General features: G+C 60.6%; 14 protein-coding genes, 2 tRNA genes and 1 pseudogene. 9 read left to right on the plus strand and 8 right to left on the minus strand.

The genetic code is table 11. The features are described from left to right. Positions 1-200, plus strand: a pseudogene (locus EWM57_RS21215) (DUF4890 domain-containing protein); the annotation flags it as partial. Between the two features lie 107 nt (positions 201-307). Here EWM57_RS21215 and EWM57_RS16880 read toward each other — a convergent pair. Next, a complete protein-coding gene (locus EWM57_RS16880) occupies positions 308-2,767 on the minus strand; it encodes a hypothetical protein (protein WP_129922332.1) in 2,460 nt (819 codons plus the stop codon). A gap of 388 nt (positions 2,768-3,155) precedes the next feature. On the opposite strand from EWM57_RS16880, the gene EWM57_RS21945 reads away from it, so the two are divergent. Continuing rightward, positions 3,156-5,879, plus strand: a complete 2,724-nt coding sequence (locus EWM57_RS21945) for an RCC1 domain-containing protein (RefSeq protein ID WP_394345426.1) — start codon at positions 3,156-3,158, stop codon at positions 5,877-5,879. Between the two features lie 235 nt (positions 5,880-6,114). Here the strand turns inward: EWM57_RS21945 and EWM57_RS16890 are convergent. The 5 genes from EWM57_RS16890 to mltG all read right to left on the minus strand — a co-directional run bounded on the left by EWM57_RS16890 (position 6,115) and on the right by mltG (position 9,151). Continuing rightward, positions 6,115-6,199: transfer RNA gene (locus EWM57_RS16890), tRNA-Ser, on the minus strand. 61 nt (positions 6,200-6,260) lie between these two features. Continuing rightward, positions 6,261-6,347 (minus strand) — tRNA-Ser (locus EWM57_RS16895). A gap of 152 nt (positions 6,348-6,499) precedes the next feature. Further along, on the minus strand, positions 6,500-7,450 hold the full coding sequence (locus EWM57_RS16900) for a YihY/virulence factor BrkB family protein (protein ID WP_129922334.1): 951 nt from the start codon (positions 7,448-7,450) through the stop codon (positions 6,500-6,502). A 41-nt stretch (positions 7,451-7,491) separates the two neighbouring features. Further along, complete coding sequence (locus tag EWM57_RS16905) at positions 7,492-7,992, minus strand: acyl-CoA thioesterase (RefSeq protein ID WP_129922335.1); 501 nt, start codon at positions 7,990-7,992, stop codon at positions 7,492-7,494. Between the two features lie 82 nt (positions 7,993-8,074). Next, entirely contained in the window at positions 8,075-9,151 is a 1,077-nt protein-coding gene (gene mltG, locus EWM57_RS16910) for an endolytic transglycosylase MltG (RefSeq protein WP_129922336.1), read from the minus strand. 352 nt (positions 9,152-9,503) lie between these two features. Between mltG and EWM57_RS16915 the strand changes: the two genes are divergently transcribed. Next, the gene (locus EWM57_RS16915) at positions 9,504-10,526 is read left to right on the plus strand and encodes a T9SS type A sorting domain-containing protein (protein WP_129922337.1); all 1,023 of its coding nucleotides are present in this window, start codon (positions 9,504-9,506) and stop codon (positions 10,524-10,526) included. A 189-nt stretch (positions 10,527-10,715) separates the two neighbouring features. Beyond that, the gene (locus EWM57_RS16920; protein ID WP_129922338.1) at positions 10,716-11,348 is read left to right on the plus strand and encodes an L-threonylcarbamoyladenylate synthase; all 633 of its coding nucleotides are present in this window, start codon (positions 10,716-10,718) and stop codon (positions 11,346-11,348) included. 213 nt (positions 11,349-11,561) lie between these two features. Here EWM57_RS16920 and EWM57_RS16925 read toward each other — a convergent pair whose 3' ends face one another. Both EWM57_RS16925 and EWM57_RS16930 read right to left on the minus strand, forming a co-directional pair. Then, complete coding sequence (locus EWM57_RS16925) at positions 11,562-12,461, minus strand: lysophospholipid acyltransferase family protein (protein ID WP_165370553.1); 900 nt, start codon at positions 12,459-12,461, stop codon at positions 11,562-11,564. Then, positions 12,458-13,342, minus strand: coding sequence for a hypothetical protein (locus EWM57_RS16930; protein ID WP_129922339.1), 885 nt, complete (start codon positions 13,340-13,342; stop codon positions 12,458-12,460). Before EWM57_RS16930 ends, EWM57_RS16925 begins: the two co-directional genes overlap by 4 nt. Before the next feature lie 271 nt (positions 13,343-13,613). On the opposite strand from EWM57_RS16930, the gene EWM57_RS16935 reads away from it, so the two are divergent. The 5 genes from EWM57_RS16935 to EWM57_RS16955 all read left to right on the plus strand — a co-directional run bounded on the left by EWM57_RS16935 (position 13,614) and on the right by EWM57_RS16955 (position 20,869). Further along, positions 13,614-14,246, plus strand: coding sequence for a WbqC family protein (locus EWM57_RS16935; protein ID WP_129922340.1), 633 nt, complete (start codon positions 13,614-13,616; stop codon positions 14,244-14,246). A gap of 122 nt (positions 14,247-14,368) precedes the next feature. Next, positions 14,369-16,990, plus strand: coding sequence for an ATP-dependent Clp protease ATP-binding subunit (locus tag EWM57_RS16940; RefSeq protein ID WP_129922341.1), 2,622 nt, complete (start codon positions 14,369-14,371; stop codon positions 16,988-16,990). A gap of 170 nt (positions 16,991-17,160) precedes the next feature. Further along, on the plus strand, positions 17,161-18,729 hold the full coding sequence (locus tag EWM57_RS16945; protein WP_129922342.1) for an acyl-CoA carboxylase subunit beta: 1,569 nt from the start codon (positions 17,161-17,163) through the stop codon (positions 18,727-18,729). 152 nt (positions 18,730-18,881) lie between these two features. Beyond that, positions 18,882-19,952, plus strand: coding sequence for a M42 family metallopeptidase (locus EWM57_RS16950; RefSeq protein ID WP_129922343.1), 1,071 nt, complete (start codon positions 18,882-18,884; stop codon positions 19,950-19,952). A 113-nt stretch (positions 19,953-20,065) separates the two neighbouring features. After that, complete coding sequence (locus tag EWM57_RS16955; protein ID WP_242510118.1) at positions 20,066-20,869, plus strand: helical backbone metal receptor; 804 nt, start codon at positions 20,066-20,068, stop codon at positions 20,867-20,869. Position 20,870 lies beyond the last annotated feature (1 nt).

Below are 20,870 nucleotides of genomic sequence, written 5' to 3' on the forward strand. Positions count from 1 at the left end.
CCCGGGAACAGATGGGTGAGCAGATGAAGGCTAACCGCGCCAAGTACGATGCCCAGTTCAAGGAAGTGCTGACTGCCGACCAGTACGCCAAATACACCCAACTCGAAGCCAAGCACCACCGCGGCGGCATGCACCCCGGCGACGCCGGCAAGCTCAAAGCCAAGAACGGTAAAGTGAAGGTGAAGAAAACCAACGGTTAACTGACCGTCCTTCTTGGCTTGTACCCACAAAGGCCCCATTTCCAGCTCGGAAATGGGGCCTTTGTGGGTACGGATACAACCTGTTTTAGCCTACTAGGCTGCCGAGTTTACTCCACCAGCAGCCGGACGCTCTGCCCGTCGCAGCGAAGCAGGTAGTAGCCCGGCATCACGCCGCGCAGGTCTACGGTCAGCCTGACGGCTCCCGCGGGCACGGCCAGCGTGCGCACGGGCCGGCCCAGCGCATCCAGCAGCTGAGCCCGGCGGGCCAGACGGGCGGCGGGCAGAAGCAAGGTGGCTTTTTCGCGCGCCGGGTTGGGATATAGCTCCAGCGGTACCTGGGGCGTGCTGTTGCCGGCAGCCAGCGGTCCGTTGGGCTGGTAGAGGGCAAAGTAGGCGCTGGTCTTGCTCAGGTCGCCCACGCTGCTGAAGTAGCCGCCGGCCAGCACGTTGCCGTTGGGAGCCACAGCCAGCGCAATGACCGTGGCATCGAGGCCGGTACCCAGGGGCTGCCAGGCCGTGCCGTCCCAGCGCATCACGCGGTTCAGCTCGGGCTGAGCCGTGGTACCGGTGAAATCCCCGCCCACGTACACATCATTGTTGGCCGCCACGGCCAGGGCCCGCGCCGGCATACGGGAGCCGGTGCCCAGAGGAAGCAGGGCGCTCCCACTGTAGCGAGCCACGTAATCCGCGTCGGGGTTGCCACCAGCATTCACAAAGTTGCCACCTACCAGCAGGTCCCCGTTGGGCGACAAGGCCAGGGCAAACACCCCCACGCTGACCTGCCCGCCCGAGCCCAGCGCGCCCACGCTGCTCCAGCTGCTCCCGTTGTAGCGGGCTAAATACTGCGTGCCGGCGGGACCGACCGACAGAAAGCCCCCGCCCACGTACACCCCGCCACCCGGGGCCGGCACGAGGCTGCGCACTGGTCCGCCCGCCGAGAGAGTGGGGCCGCTCAGCGTAGAGGTGATGATGCGCCAGCTGGTGCCGTTATAAACCGCCAGGTAGCCGTTGCCGCTGGCCGAAACGCCGCCGGCGTAGATGTCGCCGTTGGCTGCCACAGTGATGGCACTGGCAAAGGTGGGCGGTCCGCTAGCCAGGGCCTGCCAGGCGTTGCCATCCCAGCGGGCCGTCCAGTCGGCGTTGTTGTTACCGCCCGCGTTGTAAAAGTCCCCGGCCGCGAGAATATCGCCGTTCGGGGCCACGGCAATGCTGTTCACGGCCCCGTTCAGCCCGGGCCCCAGCGCCACCCAGCGGCGCCCGTTCCAACGAGCAATGCCGCTGATGGCGGGGTCGCCCTCGGCGTTTACAAAGTCGCCGCCGGCCAGTAGGTCGCCATTGGCCGCCACAGCTACTGCCCGCACGATAAAGCCAAAGCCATGCTGGCGCCGGTCGGCCAGCGTTTCCCAGGTCGTACCCGACCAACGCCGCAGGTGCTCGGTGCTGTCGTCGCCGCCGGTGCGCTGACCGCCCGCCAGCAGACGGCCCGAGGCGTCCACGGCCAGGGCCAGCGTCCGGACTCCGGCTGCCGGGCCATAGGCCTGCCAGGCGCTGCCGTCCCAGCGGGCTACGTAGTCGGCATCAGCATTGCCCCCGGCGTTAATAAAATCTCCGCCCGCAGCCAGCTGCCCCCCGGGCAACACGGCCAGGGATGCGACGCTGTTGGAGAGGCCGGCGCCGTAGCCCTGCCACGCCGTTCCATCCCAGCGAGCCAAGTAGGAACTGGCCGTAGTGCCGCCGGCGCGGGTGAAGGCGCCGCCGGCTACCAGTTGTCCATCCGGCAGCACGGTCAACGCCAGCACGTCGCCGTTGAGGCCCGTGCCGTAGGCCTGCCAAGCGGTACCATCCCAGCGGGCCACCCGGTCGGCGGCGGTGTTGCCCCCGGCATCCGAAAAGCTGCCGCCAGCCACCACATCCCCGTTGGGCAGTACGGCCAGGGCATACACGGTGCTCACGACGCTGGTGATGCCGGGCCCCAACGTACTCCAGCTCGTGCCGTTCCAACGGGCTACCCGGTCGGCGAAGGACAGGCCGGCCAGGTCCTGGAAGTTGCCCCCAACGAGCAAATCCCCGTTGGGCGCCACAGCTAGGGAGCTGACTATACCGCTGGGTACGCCGTTGCCGAAGCCGCGCCAAGCGGTGCCATCCCAGCGGGCCAGAGCCCGCACGGTGGCCACCGTCCCGATGGCGCTGAAGTCGCCACCCACCACCACGTCGCCGTTGGGCATTATCACAATAGCGCGGATAGTGCCGTTCATTCCCGCTCCTACCCCGTGCCAGGCCGTGCCGTCCCAGCGAGCCAGCCGGTCCGCCGTGGGGTCGCCGCCGGCGTCGAGAAAGTCGCCGCCCACGAACACGTCCCCGTTGGGTGCCACGGCCATGGCGCGCACATTGCTCGGAATATTGGGAAAGCCGAAGCCGTCGGCCCAGCGGTTGTCATCCGGGCCGGTGGGCTGCCGGACGGCCTGGTCCAGGGGGCCGTTCTGGGCCCAGGCGGGCAGTGCCGTAACCAGCATCAGCAGCGCCAGCGCAATCTGAGTGGCCCGGAGCCGGGAAAGCGTTTTAGTCAACAATCGTGGTAGAGTAAAAATGGAATGCATAATGCGAGAAATGGTGAAAACAAAGGCAGCAGGATGGGATGGCGTTAGGCAAAAAGTTAACCGCAACAGTTCCAGCACAGAATACAGTGCCCTTGCATCGAAAGGGTTGTCCTTGCGAAGATACTGACTTGACCATTAGCTATTGCTGATACTGTTGTCGTCGCGCGCTGGCATCGTGAGGGCGCCTATCCTGTTGATTTCAATTGGGATGGCACGAAAGCCACAATAGTGCTAGTAGATGTAGATACCTACCCATTAGCTTTGTAAGCTTGGCCGCTTACCAAGCGGCCTTACGCGGGCTCATTATACTCCTCACAGGTAAGAAGCGACTTGTCCTTAAGCTCTACTTATGCAAGTAATGTTATCATTTTGGGCGACGCTGCTGCGTGGATTACTGATAAGCTCTCTACTTGTACTAAGCAGCCGGGACGCGGTCCAAGCGCAGGCCTTGCACTCCGCCATAATTCAGGCAGACGGCACGCTCCTGACCTGGGGGCAGAACACTTTCGGCCAGTTGGGTGATGGGACCACTGCGGATAAAGTAACTCCCACAAAGATTGGCGCAGCTACAATCTGGCGGTACGTCAGTACCGGAAGTCAGCATACCCTGGCAGTACGCACGGATGGTACCTTATGGGCTTGGGGAAATAACAGCAACGGCCAATTAGGCATTGGCTCGACGGCTCAGCAGATCAGTCCTGTGCAAGTTGGAACAGACACAAACTGGCAGAGCATTAGCGCGGGACAATACCACTCCCTGGCCGTGCGTACTGACGGCACGCTCTGGACATGGGGGGAGGATACCAGGAGCCCACAACAGATAGGCACAGCCACAAACTGGCAGAGTGTTAGTGCCGGAACTCAGTACGCCATGGCTGTACGCACCGATGGTACCCTGTGGGCCTGGGGCAGCAATGCCTATGGGCAGCTGGGTCTTGGCTCAACGTCCGAACAGACTACTCCTGCACAGGTCGGCTCTGATACAAACTGGCAAAGCGTTAGCGCCGGGCAGGCCCACACCGTGGCCGTACGCACTGATGGAACGCTATGGGCCTGGGGCGACAACACCTATGGGCAGCTGGGCCTTGGCACTACTGTAGTTCAGCAGACCAGCCCTCTACAGGTTGGGGCGGGCACTAATTGGCAAAGTGTTAGTGCCGGGCAGTCTCACTCCTTGGCGCTACGCACCGATGGTACGCTTTGGGCTTGGGGCTACAATATTTACGGCCAATTAGGTATTAGCTCGAGGACTCGGCAGAGCAGCCCAGTACAGGTTGGTACGGATACAAATTGGCGTAGCGTCAGCGCAAGGGCTGAACACACGGTGGCGGTACGCACCGACGGCTCCGTTTGGGCCTGGGGCAACAACTCTTACGGGCAAGTGGGGAGCAGCAGCTTATTGCCCTATTTGAATCCGATGCCGCTACAAGTCAGCCCGTTTACTAACTGGCAAAGCATCAGTTCGGGGGGCCACCCCTTCTATAACCATACCATGGCCATCCGTAGCGATGGTACGCTCTGGGCTTGGGGCGCCAATAACTTTGGCCAACTGGGTATTGGAACTGCTGTAACGCAGCAGTTCCGTCCAATGCAGGTCGGTATCCTCAGCTTATGGAAGAGCGTCAGCACCGGTTACAACCATACAATGGCCGTGCGCACAGATGGTACCCTGTGGGCCTGGGGGAATAACGGCAATGGACAGTTGGGTATTGGCTCTACTACCCAGCAGGCCAGCCCCGTGCAGGTCGGTACGGAAGCAGATTGGCAGAGCGTCAGTGCCGGACAGTTCTTTACGGTTGCCCTGCGCACTAACGGGACGCTCTGGGTATGGGGCAGTAACATTTTTGGTCAGCTGGGTCTAGGACCTGGTTTTGACTCAACGCAACCAACCAGTCCTGTACAAGTCGGCCGCTCCACGTGGAAAAGCGCCAGTGCCGGCTACAACCACATTGTGGCCCTCGGTACCGACGGTACCCTGTGGACCTGGGGCGCTAACAGCAGCGGCCAACTGGGCATCGGATCCTTAACACGGCAGACCACCCCCGTACAGGTTGGGTCGGGCACCAACTGGCAGAGCATTAGCGCCGGGCAGTATTACACGTTAGCGCTACGTACGGATGGTACCCTGTGGGCGTGGGGTGACAACAGCTTCGGCCAGCTGGGTGTTACCTCTATCAACCGCAAGACGAGTCCCACACAGGTGGGCACGGCCACGACGTGGCAGAGCTTCAGTACTGGAAGATCCCATTCCGTAGGCATGCGCACAGATGGCACGCTGTGGGCCTGGGGCGCGAATAGCAGCGGCCAGCTAGGTAACGGCTCCACCATTCAGCAATACAGCCCTGTGCAGGTTGGCTCTGACACAAACTGGCAGAGTGCCAGCCCCGGAGAAAAGCACACCGCCGCTCTACGTGCTGATGGGACCCTATGGGCCTGGGGATACGACGACGAAAGCCAACTCTCTATCCCTTCTTTCAGTGCGGAGCCGTTGCTGCTACTCAGCAGCACCAACGCGCCTCTACCAGTGGAACTAGTACGCTTCACGGCTACAGCCGCGGGGGCCGGCACGGTACAGTTGCGCTGGACCACAGCGCAGGAATCAAACAACGCCGGGTTTGCTGTAGAACGTAGTAGTGATGGGATACACTTCGATGCTATTGGCTGGGTTGATGGCAGTGGCACAAGCTCTCACGGACACGAGTACTCCTTCCGCGACACCCAATTGCCCCAGGGAGCCTTAACACTCTACTACCACTTGGTCCAGCACGACCAAGACGGAACCAATGCCACCTCCCAAGTACGCATAGTGGTGCCTAGGCAGGTGTCAGGTTTGCACTTGGAAGTTTGGCCCACACGCTTCAGTGCTGAGGGTGTGCAGCTTTACATCCAAGCAGGTCAGTATGGCCTAGCCACCGTGCACCTGCTCGACGCCATTGGCCGTGTATGCTGCCAGCGTGAAGTAATGCTGGATGGTTCTGTTACGTTAGCGCTGCCTGAAATGGCTGCCTTACCTGCCGGTGTGTACTTGTTGCGAGTACAACAGGGCCGCTACCATGTCATTACCAAGCTTGTACGCGAATAGGTGTAATCGGCTTCAGCTTGCAACGTGTACTCCTGATAGAATAGCCGTTGTTAGTTACAAAACGATACCAATGTGACGTACTACTCTAAACACGTATCATGGCATGGTAAAGCAGTTGCGAGTTAACCATGCGGTTACGACCACTAGCCGGAGATGTACATGCTAACAAATTCTACTACCAGAAAGACCTGCACAAATAAAAACCCCGTTTGCAGCTAGCAAACGGGGATTTTCGTAGAGAGCGAGGGATTCGAACCCCCGGAGGTTTAACCCTCAACGGTTTTCAAGACCGCCGCAATCGACCACTCTGCCAGCTCTCTGGCAATACTCGCGGGAGGAGGTAAAAAACAGGCTTCTCCCCGCGAAAGAAGAAGCCTGTAGTAGAGAGGGGGGGATTCGAACCCCCGATACCCTTGCGAGTATAACGGATTTCGAATCCGTCGCATTCGACCACTCTGCCACCTCTCTAAAGGTCCCCAATGAGTGGTTTAGGGACGGCAAAAGTAGCAGGCCTTTTCGCGCGGCGCAAGCCGACGGCCGCAAATTTTTCAACTTTTTGCGCCTTTCTTCTTCCCGTTGGCCTGCTGACCGAGCCTTTCCAGGCCGTTACGGCTTCACGCTTACGCCCTTACCGACTTTTTCAGCCGGCCCGTCACGGCATCGATGCTCACGTTGACCTCGAAGCCCAGAATCAGGGTCATGCACACGAAGTCGAGCCAGACCATGAAGCCCACCAGGGCCCCGATAGAGCCGTAAAAGTGGTTGTAGGAGTCGAAAATCTTGACGTAGAGAATAAACAGGGCCGAAACCAGGAAGATCAGCAAGGTGGCCACGATGGCGCCGGCCGACACGAAGGGCCACTTGTCGTGCACGGGGGGCACGTAGTAGTAAATCAGGCAGGTGGTGAGCAGAAACAGGCCGACCACCGAGCCGTACTTGAGCAGGCTGATCAGCTGGGCCGTGAGGGTCTCGGGCACGATTTCGTAGTACACCAGCGCGTCGATGATGTAAGTACCGAAGAAGATGCCGGCAATGGCAAACAGCAGCACCAACGACAGCACGATGGTGAGCACCGTGGCAATAACGCGCTTGCGCAGGTAGGTGCGGTGCTTAAACCAAGGGTACTTCTTCTCGAAGGCGTCGAGCAGGGCCATGATGCCGTTGGAGCTCAGCACCAGGGCCGTGCCGAAACCAAACGAGAGCAGCCCGCCGTGGGGAATGTTGACGATGTCCTCGATGGTGGTGGCCGTGGCCGCGTACAGCTCCTTGGGCATCAGGTCGCCGAGAAACTGCAGGATGTCCACATTCAGGTTGGGCACCGGAATGTAGGGAATCAGGGTAAAGAGAAAGATAATGGTCGGGAACAGCGCCACCGTCAGGTTGAAAGACATGTAGCTGGCCCGCTTGGTGATGCTGTCAAGCTTGAGCTCCTGAATCATGCGGTCCACCACGTCGTAAACCGAGGCCCGGCCGCCGGCAAAGCGCAGCTGCTTGAGCCACACGATGAACTTGCGGTAAGAGCGCCGGCGGCGCACATCGGGCAGATGGTAGCGGCGAACGGGCAGGTGCATGGTCAGATGGTACGTGAAATCAGTTGTCAGGGCGTGCCCCGCTACTCGTTGCCCTTAATAAACGCCGCCGGGGCCGGCGAGTCGGCGGGCAGCTTCGGAGCCGGCGGCGTAAGTGGGCTGGTCAGCTCCTCCTCGGAAAAGTACGGGGCCAGCTTGGCCTGGATGTCGGCCGGAATCGGGACTGGGCGGCCGGTGGCGGTATTGACGAACACCATCAGCGTGTGGCCTTCGGTAAGCAGTTCCCGGGCCTCGTTGTAGATTTCATACTCAAACAGCACCCGGGAACCCTCGGCGGGCTGCTTGAGCAGCAGGCGCACGGTGAGCAGGTCGTCGTAGCGGGCGGGGCGGCGGAAGCGGGTCCGGATTTCGCCCACCGGCATGCCCACGCCGTCGGCCTCCAGGTCTTTGTAGCGGATGCCGAGCTGGCGGAACGCCTCGGTGCGGGCCACTTCAAAAAAGGCCGCGTAGTTGCCGTGGTAGACGTAGCCCATCTGGTCGGTTTCGGCGTAGCGGACCCGGATTTGCGTGTCGTGGGAGTACATTTCTGGTTGTTTGTTGTTCGTTGTCAGTTGTTAGTTATTGGTTGCCGACTGTCAGAACAAACTGACAACTGACAACGAACAACTACTTCATAATCCCCGCCCGGCTCAGCGCGGCCTGGTAGCGGCGGGCATTGACGAGGTGCTCCTGCTCATTACGGGCAAAGGCGTGGTAGCCGCTGAAATCCTCCTTGGCGCAGAAGTAGAGGTAGTCGTGCTGCTCGGGGTTCAACACCGCGTCGATGCTGGCAATGCTGGGCAGGTTGATGGGGCCCGGCGGCAGGCCAGCGTACTTGTAGGTGTTGTAGGGCGAGTCCTTCTGCAAATGCACGTTGAGCACGCGCTTGATGGTGAAGTCGTGGTTGGCAAATACCACCGTGGGGTCGGCTTGGAGCTTCATGCCGCGCTTGAGGCGGTTGAGGTACACGCCCGCCACCCGGGGCCGCTCGTCGGCGTGCTGCTGCTGTTCGGCCTCCACAATACTGGCCAGGGTGCTCACTTGGGCGCGGGTCAGGTTCAGCTTCTTGGCTTTGGCCACCCGGGCCGGGGTCCAGAACTTGTCGTACTCCTTCTTCATGCGCTGCATGAGGTTGTCGGCCGTCGAGTTCCAGTACAGCTCGTAGGTGTTCGGGATAAACATCGTCATGATGTTCGTCGTGTCGAAGCCCAGGCTCTTGGTGTAACTGGGGGAGCTCAGCAGGCTGTCGAACTGGCCGGGGCGGGTGTCAATGGCGGTGCTGAGCTTGCGGGCCAGCTCTTCCCGCAGGCGGATGTTCTGAAACGTGAGCTTGAGCGGGGACTGGCGGCCGGCGCGCAGGTCCGAAATCAGCTGGCGGTTGGTATAACCGTTTTTGAGCTCGTAGCGGCCGGGCTTCACGAGCTGGTTGTACTTCATGAGCTTGGCCACGAAGCGGAACGAGAGCCGGTCGACGATAACGCCGGTGGCATCGATGGAGTCCATGACGGCCTTATAGCTTTCCCCCTTGCGGATGAGCACGTAGGTCGGGCGGCCCTTGGTTTCGACGTTGGGCGTGAAGAAAACCTGGTAGAAATAGTAAGAGAAGCTCACGAACAGCACGCCCAGAATGGCCGTGACGGTGGCGATGCGGTTGCGCCGGCGGACAGATTTGGCTTTGGCCTCGGGGCGGTACGGTTTGGACATTGCGACAGCAGGATGCGAAGAGAAGGAAAAGGCGGCAACCCCGGTTCCGGCGGCGCAGGCCCCGGGTTCCGGAATTTTCCGGGTCAAAAGTACGCCTTATCCCGGGGTTCACCAGTTTCCTTCTCCGCTGGCCTGAGTAGCCCGGCGGCCGGGCGTAACGCAAGCTTAACATGGCTTCAAGCCCCACGAAGCTTGCGGGTTGGCTCAGCCCGACGTCGCCCGAATGCCGCGGGATACCGTATACGGCTTTTCAAGACCTTTTTCTTCCTTACCTTAGCCTCAGAACCTGCCCTTAGGGGCCGGTTTGCCCGTTGCGCTTCATTTGTCCTTTCACCTTTTCCAACTTTTTATCGTGGTACTCTTTACTCGCTCCATTGCGCAACTGCGCGCCCTGCCTGTTGCAGCCCTGGTCCTCGGTCTTTCGCTGTCGGCCCAGGCCCAGACTCCGATTGCCATCACCGGTGGCACGTCCATCTACTCGCAGAACTTCGACGGGCTCACCCCGACCGGCACCACCTACCCTGCGGGTTGGGCCGGCCTGCGCTACGCCCGTTCCTCTACCAACACCACGGCCATTATCAACGAGGCTCTCAACCCGGTAGTACTAGCCGACGGCAGCAACGCCGGCGCCGTGTACAATGCGGGCCCGAATGCCGGCTCTACCGGTGACACCGACCGCGCCCTGGGCTCGTTGGCTTCGGCCAGCACTTACCCCGCTTACGGCGCCGTATTTGTCAACAACAGCGGCGCGGCCATTACCCGCGTTTCGATGGCCGGCCGCGCCGAGCAGTGGCGCACGGGCAGCAACAACACCGTCAACGAGACCATCGTGTTCGAGTACAGCCTCGACGCTACCAACCTCAACAGCGGCACCACGGCTACCTGGGTTCCCGTTACCAGCCTCGACCTGACTGAGCTGGCCATCACCAGCACCGTTGCCGGCCCGCTGGACGGCAATGCCGCCGCCAACTCTCGTCCTATTGCCGGCGTTATCACGGGCATCAACTGGCCTGCCGGGGGTACCATGTGGATCCGCTGGCGCGACAACGACGACCTGGGCTCCGATGCCCTGCTGGCCGTCGATAACTTCGCCCTCGCTACCGGCAACACCGTCTTGGCCGCCCGCAACCAGGCCCTGGAAAACACGCTGAGCGTGTTCCCGAACCCAGCTACGAGCAAAATCAACCTGACCGTGGGTCAGGCGGGCGTGGGTGCCGCCGTGGAAATCTTCAACGCCCTGGGTCAGCGCGTGCAGCACCTGACGGCCACCCAGGCCCAGTTCTCGGTTGACGTGGCTGCCCTAAAAGCCGGCGTATACACCGTGCGCTTCACCACCGCGGAAGGTGCCGCCACCCGTTCGTTTGTGAAGCAATAGGGTTTATTAGCTTCTTGAAAAGGCCCTGGCTACCAAGCCAGGGCCTTTTTTGTGGGCTATTATGCTGCCCAAACGTAACCCAACCCACAAAATCCGCGAATGAGTGGTACTTCTGTGCGCGGCGTGCTACCTTGCCCCGCTCCCGCTCCCGCTCCCGGGCGGAATTGTTCCACATCCTACCTAGCTCCTATGCCCGCTACGCTGCTCCGCATCCACCCCGATAACCCACCGCAGAATCGTATTCAGCAAGTAGTGGACGTGCTTCGCAAAGGCGGCATCATTATCTACCCCACCGACACGGTGTACGGCATCGGCTGCGACATTCACAACCCCAAGGCCGTCGACCGGCTCTGCCGCATCAAGGGCCTGAACCCGGACAAGGCTAACCTGAGCTTTATCTGCTCCGACCTCTCCCACATTGCCGACTACGCCCACGGCATCACCACGCCCACCTACAAAGTGCTGAAAAAGGCGCTGCCCGGGCCTTTCACCTTTATCTTCGAAGCCAGCTCCAAGGCCCCGCGCCAGGGCGGCAACAAACGCAAAACCGTGGGTATCCGGGTGCCCGACAATACCATCATCATTCAACTGGTCAAGGAACTCGGCAACCCGATTTTCAGCACCTCGGTGCGCGAGGACGAAAACACGCTCGACGAGTACGTTACTGACCCCGACCTGATTTTCGAGAAATACCGCCTGCTCGTGGACCTAGTCATCGACGGCGGCTTCGGCAACAACGTACCCAGCACCATCATCGACTGCTCCAACAACGACTTCGAACTCGTCCGCCAGGGTGCCGGCGACATCGAGCAGTATCTGTGAGCGGTGAGATTGTGAAATGGTGAGTTGTCGTCCCATTAGCGCATTCATGAACCGCCTTCGGGCCCAGAGAAACCATTATTCGTAAAAAGCCCCGCTATCTGCAGATAGCGGGGCTTTTTCTATTTGGCGTCTTTCCGCAGAGTCCGAAATAGCTTACTTGCTCCTACTGAACAACTCGCCTCAACAAGCGGCCTGAACAACAACTACACCACTTCACTGCTTCACCCGCTTGTGTTTCCAGCGGCGGTGGGTCCAGAGGTAGTCGTTGGGGAACAGGCGAATGTCGCGCTCCAGGTGGCGCACGAAGGAATCGGTGATGGGGAAGGTGCCGGGCGCCAGCGGGGCGTCGCCGTCATAGAGCTCGGTCAGCACAATTTCGTAGTAGCCCCGGGCTTTGCGCCGGATGCTCACGTACACCACCGGGTAGTGAAACTGGGCGGCCAGCCGGTCGGCGCTGGTGTAGAAGCCCGATTCCTGATTCATAAACGTGGTCCAGTACGGCTGATCCTCGGGCCCCGCGGCTTGGTCCGACAGCAAACTCACCACCCGCACCTGGTCCCGGTTGCGGATCAGGTTGCGCAGCGTGTCGCGCATTGGAATGAGTTTGGCCCCGGTGCGCGTGCGCAGCCGGTACATAAAGCTCTCGAAAAACGGGTTCGACAGCGGCTTGTACACCCCATCGGCGCTGGCCGACAGCCACGTGGCCCCCGACGTCAGCACCCACTCCCAGTTGCCGGCGTGGGAGCTAAGCCCGAGCACCGTGCGGCCCTTGTGAAACCACTTTTCCAGCACCTCCGGATTGCTGAAATACACCCGCTCTTTCAATTCAGCCGGCGTCAGTACGGCCAGCTTCAGGGTCTCGACTATCACTTCCGCAAAGTGCCGGTAAAACTCCTTGGCAATCTGCTGAATCTGAGCCGCCGACTTTTCCGGAAACGAGTTGCGCAGGTTTTCCAGCACCACCCGGCGGCGGTACCCGATTACGTAGTACGTGAGCAGATAAATGGCGTCGGCCAGCACGTAGAGCACGCGCAGGGGCAGCCGCGCCAGGGCCAGCAGGAGCCATTCCAGCGGCCGGTAATACCAGGGGTACTTTCTAGGGGTCGGAGTCATCGGGGCAGCGCCGCGCCGGCCGGGGCGTAGTCTGCCGGGTTGCGGCGCAGGCGGGTCGTTTGGGCCGAAATTAGCTTATTTTTGCCGTCGCGGGCCTCCACGGTCAGCGTGTACTCCCCCGCCGGCAGCTTGCTGATGTCCAGCTCCCCCACCACCGGCGTACCCCGCCCGGCCTGACCGGTAGAAGTGCCCGCGGCCGTCAGCAGGTCCTTGGTGCCGGCCGCGGCGCGCACTTTGTAGCGCAGCTGCACTGCCTGCTCGGCCTGCACATTGTAGAGCTCCGCGTAGAAAAACAGCCGGTCCGCCCCCCGGGCGTAAAGCCCACCCGGCGCCCGGGTCAGGCTGAAATTGTTGCGAATAAAATTGCTTTGCTCCAGCGACTTGGACGCCGGCCGGGCCAGCAGCACAATGTCGCTCAGCAAGGGCGTTTTGGGCTTCGAGTCCAGCACCAGCGGCAAATCCACTACTGTCACGCGGCCGGCCCGGTACTGGTCGCGCACCTGCCCGCGCAAAACGTAGTTGCCATCGGGTAGGGCAATGCGCTTCTGGAAGCTGACCGGGTTTTTCAGGCTGATGCTCGTGTCGCTGAGCACCGGGGGCTTCAGGGTAATGGTTTCCTGGTAGGCAGCCGAGCCGTCGGGCTTGAGCACCTCCAGTGTCAGGGTAGCGGCGGCCTGAAATATCTTGGGCGCCCGGCGCTTATACGTCAGCGCCTGCCCTGGCACGGTGGCGTACACTTCCAGCACGCCGCCCTGCACGGCGAGGTCCTCGTTTCGAAAGCGGGCTACGTCGAGCACCAGCAGCGGTGGCGCAGCGGCCCGGGCCATGAGCGAGGTCAGCACCAGCAACAGAACAAGCGGGGAAAGCAGGGGGCGCATCATGTCAGATTGGCGGAGTAGCGGATAGTCAACCAGCAGAATCCTGCCAGCGGCGCAATTGGTTCAGTGCGCAGGGGCGAGAGCCCAATAAACTTAAAATTTAGCTGAGTGCTTCCAATCACAGTACTACTCCTACGCCGGCTGTGCGGTTTTCCTGCGTGGGTGTCGCCCCGTGATTCTTCGTGCGGCGTGGCGCTTATTCCGGCGTTTTCCGCTAACATCACGCCGTCCGCGGCCTAGTTCAGGCCCGGCCCATCCGCCAGCTTTTTCGTTTATGCCCGTTCTGTTTGAGTCCCAATACAATCCTCCCACCACCTTCTTCGCCGCCCTGGCCGGAGCCGACGCCCTGTGGCTGGAGCGCCACGAGCACTATCACAAGCAAACCTACCGTAACCGCTGCCTGATCCTGACCAATCAGGGCGTCAAGCCCCTGACGGTGCCCGTCGTGAATGGTAACCGCAGCGAGAAGGTATTGACCTCGGCCCTGGAAATCGACTACCGGCAGAACTGGGTGCACACGCACTGGCGCAGCCTGCAAACCGCGTACGGCGGAACCCCGTACTTTGAGTACTACGCCGATTACCTCCGCGACATCTATTGGCAAAAGCCGGCGCTGCTCTTCGAACTCAATGTGGCTCTGCTGCGCTTCTACCTGCGGTGCCTGCGCCTGCCGATTCCCGTAGAATTTACGACCGAATACCGTTCCTCGTATCCTGCCGCCGTCGTGCACGACCGGCGGGATTGGCTGACGCCGAAAGCTTCCGCGGCCCCCGAGCCTGACACTACGTCCGGTACGGGCCACCCCCGACCCTACCTGCAGACCTTTGGTAAAGATTTTGTACCGGGCCTCAGCATCTTAGACCTGCTTTTCATGCAGGGGCCGGCCGCGGGGAGTTTTCTTACGTAGCACTCCTATTAGCCGCCGAACCTTCGCCCGACTCTTCCTGTTTTCAGGTTATATCGGCCCAACCCGCAAATAAGCGTTCTTGGCCCTTGCGGGGTTCCGTTTTTCTTCACTACCTTATTTGCATGGAAGCTAAATTCTCAAATCGAGTCAAGGAGGTCATCTCCCTGAGCCGGGAAGAGGCCATCCGGCTCGGACACGACTATATCGGTACCGAACATCTGTTGCTTGGCATGATTCGCGAAGGGGAAGGCACTGCTATTGGTTTGCTCAAAAAACTGGGCGTATCGGTAGAGGAGCTTAAGTACGCCCTCGAGCAAGCCACTCGTAACACGGCCACCCAGGGCACGAGCATTACCGGCTCCATCCCGCTGACCAAGCAGACCGAGAAAGTCCTCAAGATAACCTACCTCGAGGCCAAAATCTTCAAAAGCGAAATCATCGGCACCGAACACCTGCTGCTCTCGATTCTGCGCGATGAAGACAATATTTCGTCCCAAATTCTCAGCAAATTCAACGTGAACTACGAAGCCGTTCGCGACTCGCTGGACTACCACGGCAACACTGCCCCCACCGACCGCGCCCCCGACACCGACGACGATGACAACGACCGCCTCTTTGGGGGTGGCGCGGGTAAAAGCGGTTCCGCCGGGAGCGGCGCCGCTCCCCGCAAGGCCGGCGAGAAATCGCGCACTCCGGTGCTCGACAACTTCGGCCGCGACCTGACCAAGCTCGCCGAGGACGACAAGCTCGACCCCATCGTGGGCCGGGAAAAAGAGATTGAGCGCGTAGCCCAGATCCTGAGCCGCCGCAAAAAGAACAACCCGATTCTGATCGGTGAGCCTGGTGTGGGTAAAACCGCAATTGCCGAAGGCCTCGCCCTGCGCATCATCCAGAAGAAAGTATCGCGGGTGCTGTTCGGCAAGCGCGTCGTCACGCTCGACCTGGCTTCGCTTGTGGCCGGTACCAAGTACCGTGGCCAGTTTGAGGAGCGCATGAAGGCCGTAATGAACGAGCTGGAAAAGTCGCCCGACGTGATTCTGTTCATCGACGAGCTGCACACGATTGTGGGTGCCGGCGGGGCTTCGGGCTCGCTCGACGCCTCCAACATGTTCAAGCCGGCCCTGGCCCGCGGCGAAATTCAATGCATCGGTGCTACTACGCTGGATGAATACCGGCAGTACATCGAGAAGGACGGCGCTTTGGCCCGTCGTTTCCAGATGGTAATGGTGGACCCCACCACGCCCGAGGAAACCATCGAAATCCTGCACAACATCAAGGATAAGTACCAGGACCACCACCACGTGGTGTATACCGACAAGGCCATTGAGGCCTGCGTAAAGCTGTCGGACCGCTACATGAGTGACCGGTTCCTGCCCGACAAGGCTATCGACATTCTCGACGAGGCCGGCGCCCGCGTGCACATCAACAACATTGTGGTGCCCGAGGATATCCTGAAGCTCGAAGAGAGCATCGAGAACATCAAGACGGAGAAAAACCGGGTGGTGAAGTCGCAGAAATACGAGGAAGCCGCCCAGCTCCGCGACAAGGAGAAAAAGCTCTTGGAGCAGCTCGACCAGGCCAAGAAGAACTGGGAGGACGAGACCAAGAAGAAGCGCTACACGGTGAAGGAGGAAAACGTGGCTGAGGTAATCGCCATGATGACCGGTATTCCCGTGGTGCGCGTGGCCCAGAACGAAAGCCAGAAGCTGCTCAACATGGGCGAAGAGCTTCAGGGAAAGGTTATCGGCCAGGACAAAGCTATCAAGCAGTTGGTGAAAGCTATCCAGCGCACCCGCGTGGGCCTGAAAGACCCGAAGAAGCCGATTGGCTCATTCGTGTTCCTCGGCCCGACCGGTGTGGGTAAAACCGAGCTGGCGAAGGTGCTCGCCACCTACCTGTTCGATAAGGAAGACTCGCTCGTCCGCATCGACATGAGCGAGTACATGGAGAAATTCAGCGTCTCGCGCCTGGTGGGCGCCCCTCCCGGCTACGTGGGCTACGAAGAAGGCGGTCAGTTGACGGAGAAAATCCGCCGCAAGCCGTACTCGGTGATTCTGCTCGACGAAATCGAAAAGGCGCACCCCGATGTGTACAACCTGCTGCTGCAAGTGCTCGACGACGGTATCCTGACCGACGGCCTTGGCCGCAAGGTGGACTTCCGCAACACCATCATCATCATGACCTCGAACATCGGGGCGCGGGATTTGGCTGATTTCGGCGCCGGTATCGGCTTCGGCACCAAGGCCCGCACCGAGAACTTGGATGAGCTGACGAAGGGCACTATCACCAACGCCCTGCGCAAGACCTTCTCGCCCGAGTTCCTCAACCGCTTGGACGACGTGATTGTCTTCAACTCCCTGGAGAAAAAGGACATTCACCGCATCATCGACATTTCGCTGTCGAAGCTGCTGGGCCGCATCCAGACGCTGGGCTACAAAGTCGAGCTGACCGAGAAAGCCAAGGACTTCGTGGCCGAGAAAGGCTACGACCCCAAGTACGGCGCACGGCCGCTGAACCGGGCTATCCAGAAGTACATCGAAGACCCGATTGCCGAGGAAATCCTGAAGGCCGAAATCGTGCAGGGCGACATTATCACCGCCGACTTTGAGGAAGGCAAGGAAGAACTGACCTTTGCTGTTTCCAAGAGCGGGGAAAAGCCGAATCTGGCCAGCGACGAGCGGCCTGAGGAAGCCCCGGAGCCGACGGACGATGAGCCCAAGGACTCGAAGAAGAAAGGCGAGTAATTCGCTGGAATAACGAAAAGGCCGGTTCCCTACGGGGGCCGGCCTTTTTTTGTGCCTAAGCGCTAAATGCAGCCATCTGCCGCCCGTGCAAAAGCCGCCCGAAACTGGTGCGGCTTTTTTTGCGGGGTTGCGTTACCTTTGGCCTCACTTCTCATCCCACCATTTCCTCAATGTCCGATCCGCACGCCGACGCCCAGCTTTCCAAAATCGACATTCTCGCCGCCAAGAACGCTGAAGCCCTGCTCGGCGGGGGCCAGGCCCGCATCGACGCCCAGCACAAAAAAGGCAAGCTCACGGCCCGGGAGCGGATTGACCTGCTGATGGACGAAGGCTCATTCGAGGAAATTGGCAAGTTCGTGATGCACCGCTCCAAGGACTTCGGCCTCGACAAGGAGTACTACCTCGGCGACGGCGTCGTGACGGGCTACGGCACGGTAAACGGCCGCCTGGTGTACGTTTTCTCCCAGGACTTCACGGTGTTTGGCGGCTCGCTGAGCGAAACCCACGCCGAGAAAATCGTCAAGATCATGGACCTGGCCATGAAGAACGGTGCGCCGGTGCTGGGCCTCAACGACTCGGGCGGGGCCCGAATTCAGGAGGGCGTGGTAAGCTTGGGCGGCTACGCCGACATTTTCTACAAAAATACCCTGGCCTCGGGCGTGGTGCCCCAGCTCTCGGCCATCATGGGGCCGTGCGCGGGCGGGGCGGTGTACTCCCCGGCCATTACCGACTTCGTGCTGATGGTGGAAAACACGAGCTATATGTTCGTGACGGGCCCGAACGTGGTCAAGACCGTGACCCACGAAAACGTGACCAGTGAAGAGCTGGGCGGCGCCAGCACCCATTCGGCCAAGAGCGGGGTGACCCACTTCACGGCCCCCAACGAGGTGGCCTGCATCAACCAGCTCAAGGCCCTGCTGAGCTATATGCCCCAGAACTGTGAGGAAACGGCGCCGATGCTGCCCTACGAGGCCCAGGCCGACGAAAGCCGCACCGTGCTGGACGGCATCATTCCCGACAACCCCAATCAGCCCTACGATATTCGGGAGGTGATTGAAGGCATTATTGACGCTGACTCCTTCCTGGAAGTGCACCAGAACTTCGCCGAGAACATCGTGGTGGGTTTTGCCCGCCTCGGGGGCCGCAGCATCGGTATCGTGGGCAACCAGCCCGCCGTGCTGGCCGGCGTGCTCGACATCAACGCCTCGACTAAGGCAGCGCGCTTCGTGCGCTTCTGCGACTCGTTCAACATTCCGCTGCTGGTGCTCGAGGACGTGCCCGGCTTCCTGCCCGGCACCGACCAGGAGTGGCGCGGCATCATCACCAACGGGGCCAAGCTGCTCTACGCCTTCTGCGAGGCCACCGTGCCGCGCATCACCGTCATTACCCGCAAAGCCTACGGTGGGGCCTACGACGTGATGAACTCCAAGCACATCGGTGCCGATTTGAACTTTGCCTGGCCCACGGCCGAAATTGCGGTGATGGGCGCCAAGGGCGCGGCCGAAATCATCTTCAAGCGCGAAATTGCCCAGGCCGAAAACCCCGAAGCCAAGCTCCAGGAGAAGGTCGACGAGTACCAGCAGAAGTTTGCTACGCCTTACCGGGCCGCCCACCGCGGCTTCGTCGACGAGGTGATTCTGCCTTCCCAGACCCGGCAGAAGCTGATTCGGGCTTTCAAGATGCTCGAAAACAAGGTCGACGTGCTGCCGCGTAAAAAGCACGGCAACATTCCCCTGTAATTGTAGTTACTGAACGGGCCGGCAGTCTTGCCCCGCGCCGTCGGGGCCGCAGACTGCCGGAATTTCAAATTTTATCCGCAGTTTACCGTCCCCGGCACCCGAGACAAACCCCGCTCTATTGCCCCCACCACGCCGGGAATATCTTTTTTAGTATGCGTAACGAAAGCTTCGACTTCCTGCAGAAGTACCTCAATAACCCCTCCCCGACCGGTTTTGAGAAAGAAGGCCAGAAACTGTGGCTCGACTACCTTAAGCCCTACATCGATGAGTATTTCGTGGACACCTACGGCACGGTCGTGGGCGTCATCAACCCCGAAGCCAAGTACAAAGTCGTCATCGAGGCCCACGCCGACGAAATCAGCTACTTCGTTAACTACATCACCAAGGAAGGCTACCTGTACCTGCGTCGCAACGGCGGCTCGGATGCGCTGGTAGCCCCGTCGAAGCGCGTCAATATTCACACCGCCAAAGGCATCGTGAAGGCCGTATTCGGCTGGCCCGCCATTCACGTGCGCAAGGTGGAGCAGGACAAGGCCCCGACCATCGAAACCATCTACCTCGACTGCGGCGCCGCCTCCAAGGAAGAAGTCGAGGAAATGGGCATCCACGTGGGCTCAGTCGTCACGTTTGAAGACGAGTTTATGGTCCTCAACGAGAAGTTCTACGTCGGCCGCGCCCTCGACAACCGCATCGGTGGCTTCATGATTGCCGAAGTGGCCCGCATGCTCCAGGAAAACGACAAGAAGCTGCCCTTCGGCCTCTACATCGTGAATGCGGTGCAGGAGGAAATCGGGCTGCGCGGGGCCGAGATGATTGCCCACCGCATCAACCCCGACGTGGCCATCATCACCGACGTGACCCACGACAGTCAGTCGCCGATGTACGAGAAGAAGACGGCCGGCGACATTGCCTGCGGCAAAGGTCCGGTTATCACCTACGGCCCGGCGGTGCAGAACAACCTGCGCGACCTGATCATCGAAACGGCCCAGCAGTCGGCCATTCCGTTTCAGCGCGCTGCCGCTACCCGGGCCACCGGCACCGACACCGACGCGTTTGCTTACTCGGGCTCGGGTGTGGCTTCGGCCCTGATTTCGTTGCCGCTGAAGTACATGCACACCACCGTCGAAACCGTGCACCAGGACGACGTGGAGAACGTGACCAAGCTGATCTACGAAACGCTGCTGCGCATCGAGGACGGGCACGACTTCCGCTACTTCAAGTAAGCTTTTGTTGACTTATAACCCGAAGTTGCACTTCGTGGCACGTTGAACGAGGCCGTTAGCCGATTCTGTTCAGCGTGCTGCGAAGTGCAATTGGCGTTTTAGACCTTCTCGTGATGGACCTGCCGCCCTTGTTTCCGCCGCTCACCGTTACCGACCAGATGGGCCGGCGCGTGGCCGTGCCGTTTCCGCCCCAGCGCATTGTGTCGCTGGTACCCTCCCAGACCGAACTCCTGTTTGACCTGGGGCTAAGCGGAAAAGTGGTGGGCGTAACCAAGTTCTGCATTCATCCGGCCCACGCGCGGACAAAAGCCACCGTTGTTGGGGGCACCAAAAACTTCGACTTCGCCAAAATTGCCGCCCTGAAGCCGGATCTGATTCTGGGCAACAAGGAGGAAAATTACCAGGAGGGAATCGAGCAGCTGGCGGCGAAATACCCGGTCTGGCTGAGCGACATTGCCACCCTGGACGAGGCCCTGGCCATGATTCGGCAGGTGGGGCTGGTGGCCGGCGCCCCCGAGCGCGCCCGGCAGCTGGCCGACGCCATTGGGGCTTCGTTTGCGCAGCTGCCGTCGGTAGCGCTGCCTCGCTCGGCGGCTTACTTTATCTGGCGCAAGCCTTACATGGTGGCCGCTACCGGCACCTTTATCGACGATTTGCTGGGGCGGGCCGGTTTCACAAACGTGTTTGCCGGCCAGGCGCGCTACCCCGAAATAACCGCGGAACAGCTAGCCCAGGCCGCACCAGACGTGATTCTGCTGTCGTCGGAGCCCTACCCTTTCGGCCATAAGCACGTGGCCGAGTTCCAAGCCATCTGCCCCACGGCCGAGGTGCGCATCGTGGACGGGGAGCTGTTCAGTTGGTACGGCAGCCGGTTGCAGCACTCGGCGGCCTATTTCCGCACCTTGCTACCGCAGTAGG

This window comes from Hymenobacter persicinus (genome assembly GCF_004167665.1).
Taxonomy (GTDB): Bacteria; Bacteroidota; Bacteroidia; order Cytophagales; family Hymenobacteraceae; genus Hymenobacter; species Hymenobacter persicinus.

What these genes read in the sequence shown, in the direction of transcription:
- EWM57_RS16940 (WP_129922341.1), top strand. Translation starts at nt 14,369, where the DNA reads ATGGAAGCTAAATTCTCAAATCGAGTCAAGGAGGTCATCTCCCTGAGC.
- mltG (WP_129922336.1), bottom strand. Translation starts at nt 9,151, where the DNA reads ATGTCCAAACCGTACCGCCCCGAGGCCAAAGCCAAATCTGTCCGCCGG.
- EWM57_RS16925 (WP_165370553.1), bottom strand. Translation starts at nt 12,461, where the DNA reads ATGACTCCGACCCCTAGAAAGTACCCCTGGTATTACCGGCCGCTGGAA.
- EWM57_RS16935 (WP_129922340.1), top strand. Translation starts at nt 13,614, where the DNA reads ATGCCCGTTCTGTTTGAGTCCCAATACAATCCTCCCACCACCTTCTTC.
- EWM57_RS16900 (WP_129922334.1), bottom strand. Translation starts at nt 7,450, where the DNA reads ATGCACCTGCCCGTTCGCCGCTACCATCTGCCCGATGTGCGCCGCCGG.
- EWM57_RS16945 (WP_129922342.1), top strand. Translation starts at nt 17,161, where the DNA reads ATGTCCGATCCGCACGCCGACGCCCAGCTTTCCAAAATCGACATTCTC.
- EWM57_RS21945 (WP_394345426.1), top strand. Translation starts at nt 3,156, where the DNA reads ATGTTATCATTTTGGGCGACGCTGCTGCGTGGATTACTGATAAGCTCT.
- EWM57_RS16930 (WP_129922339.1), bottom strand. Translation starts at nt 13,342, where the DNA reads ATGATGCGCCCCCTGCTTTCCCCGCTTGTTCTGTTGCTGGTGCTGACC.
- EWM57_RS16955 (WP_242510118.1), top strand. Translation starts at nt 20,066, where the DNA reads ATGGACCTGCCGCCCTTGTTTCCGCCGCTCACCGTTACCGACCAGATG.
- EWM57_RS16905 (WP_129922335.1), bottom strand. Translation starts at nt 7,992, where the DNA reads ATGTACTCCCACGACACGCAAATCCGGGTCCGCTACGCCGAAACCGAC.
- EWM57_RS16950 (WP_129922343.1), top strand. Translation starts at nt 18,882, where the DNA reads ATGCGTAACGAAAGCTTCGACTTCCTGCAGAAGTACCTCAATAACCCC.
- EWM57_RS16920 (WP_129922338.1), top strand. Translation starts at nt 10,716, where the DNA reads ATGCCCGCTACGCTGCTCCGCATCCACCCCGATAACCCACCGCAGAAT.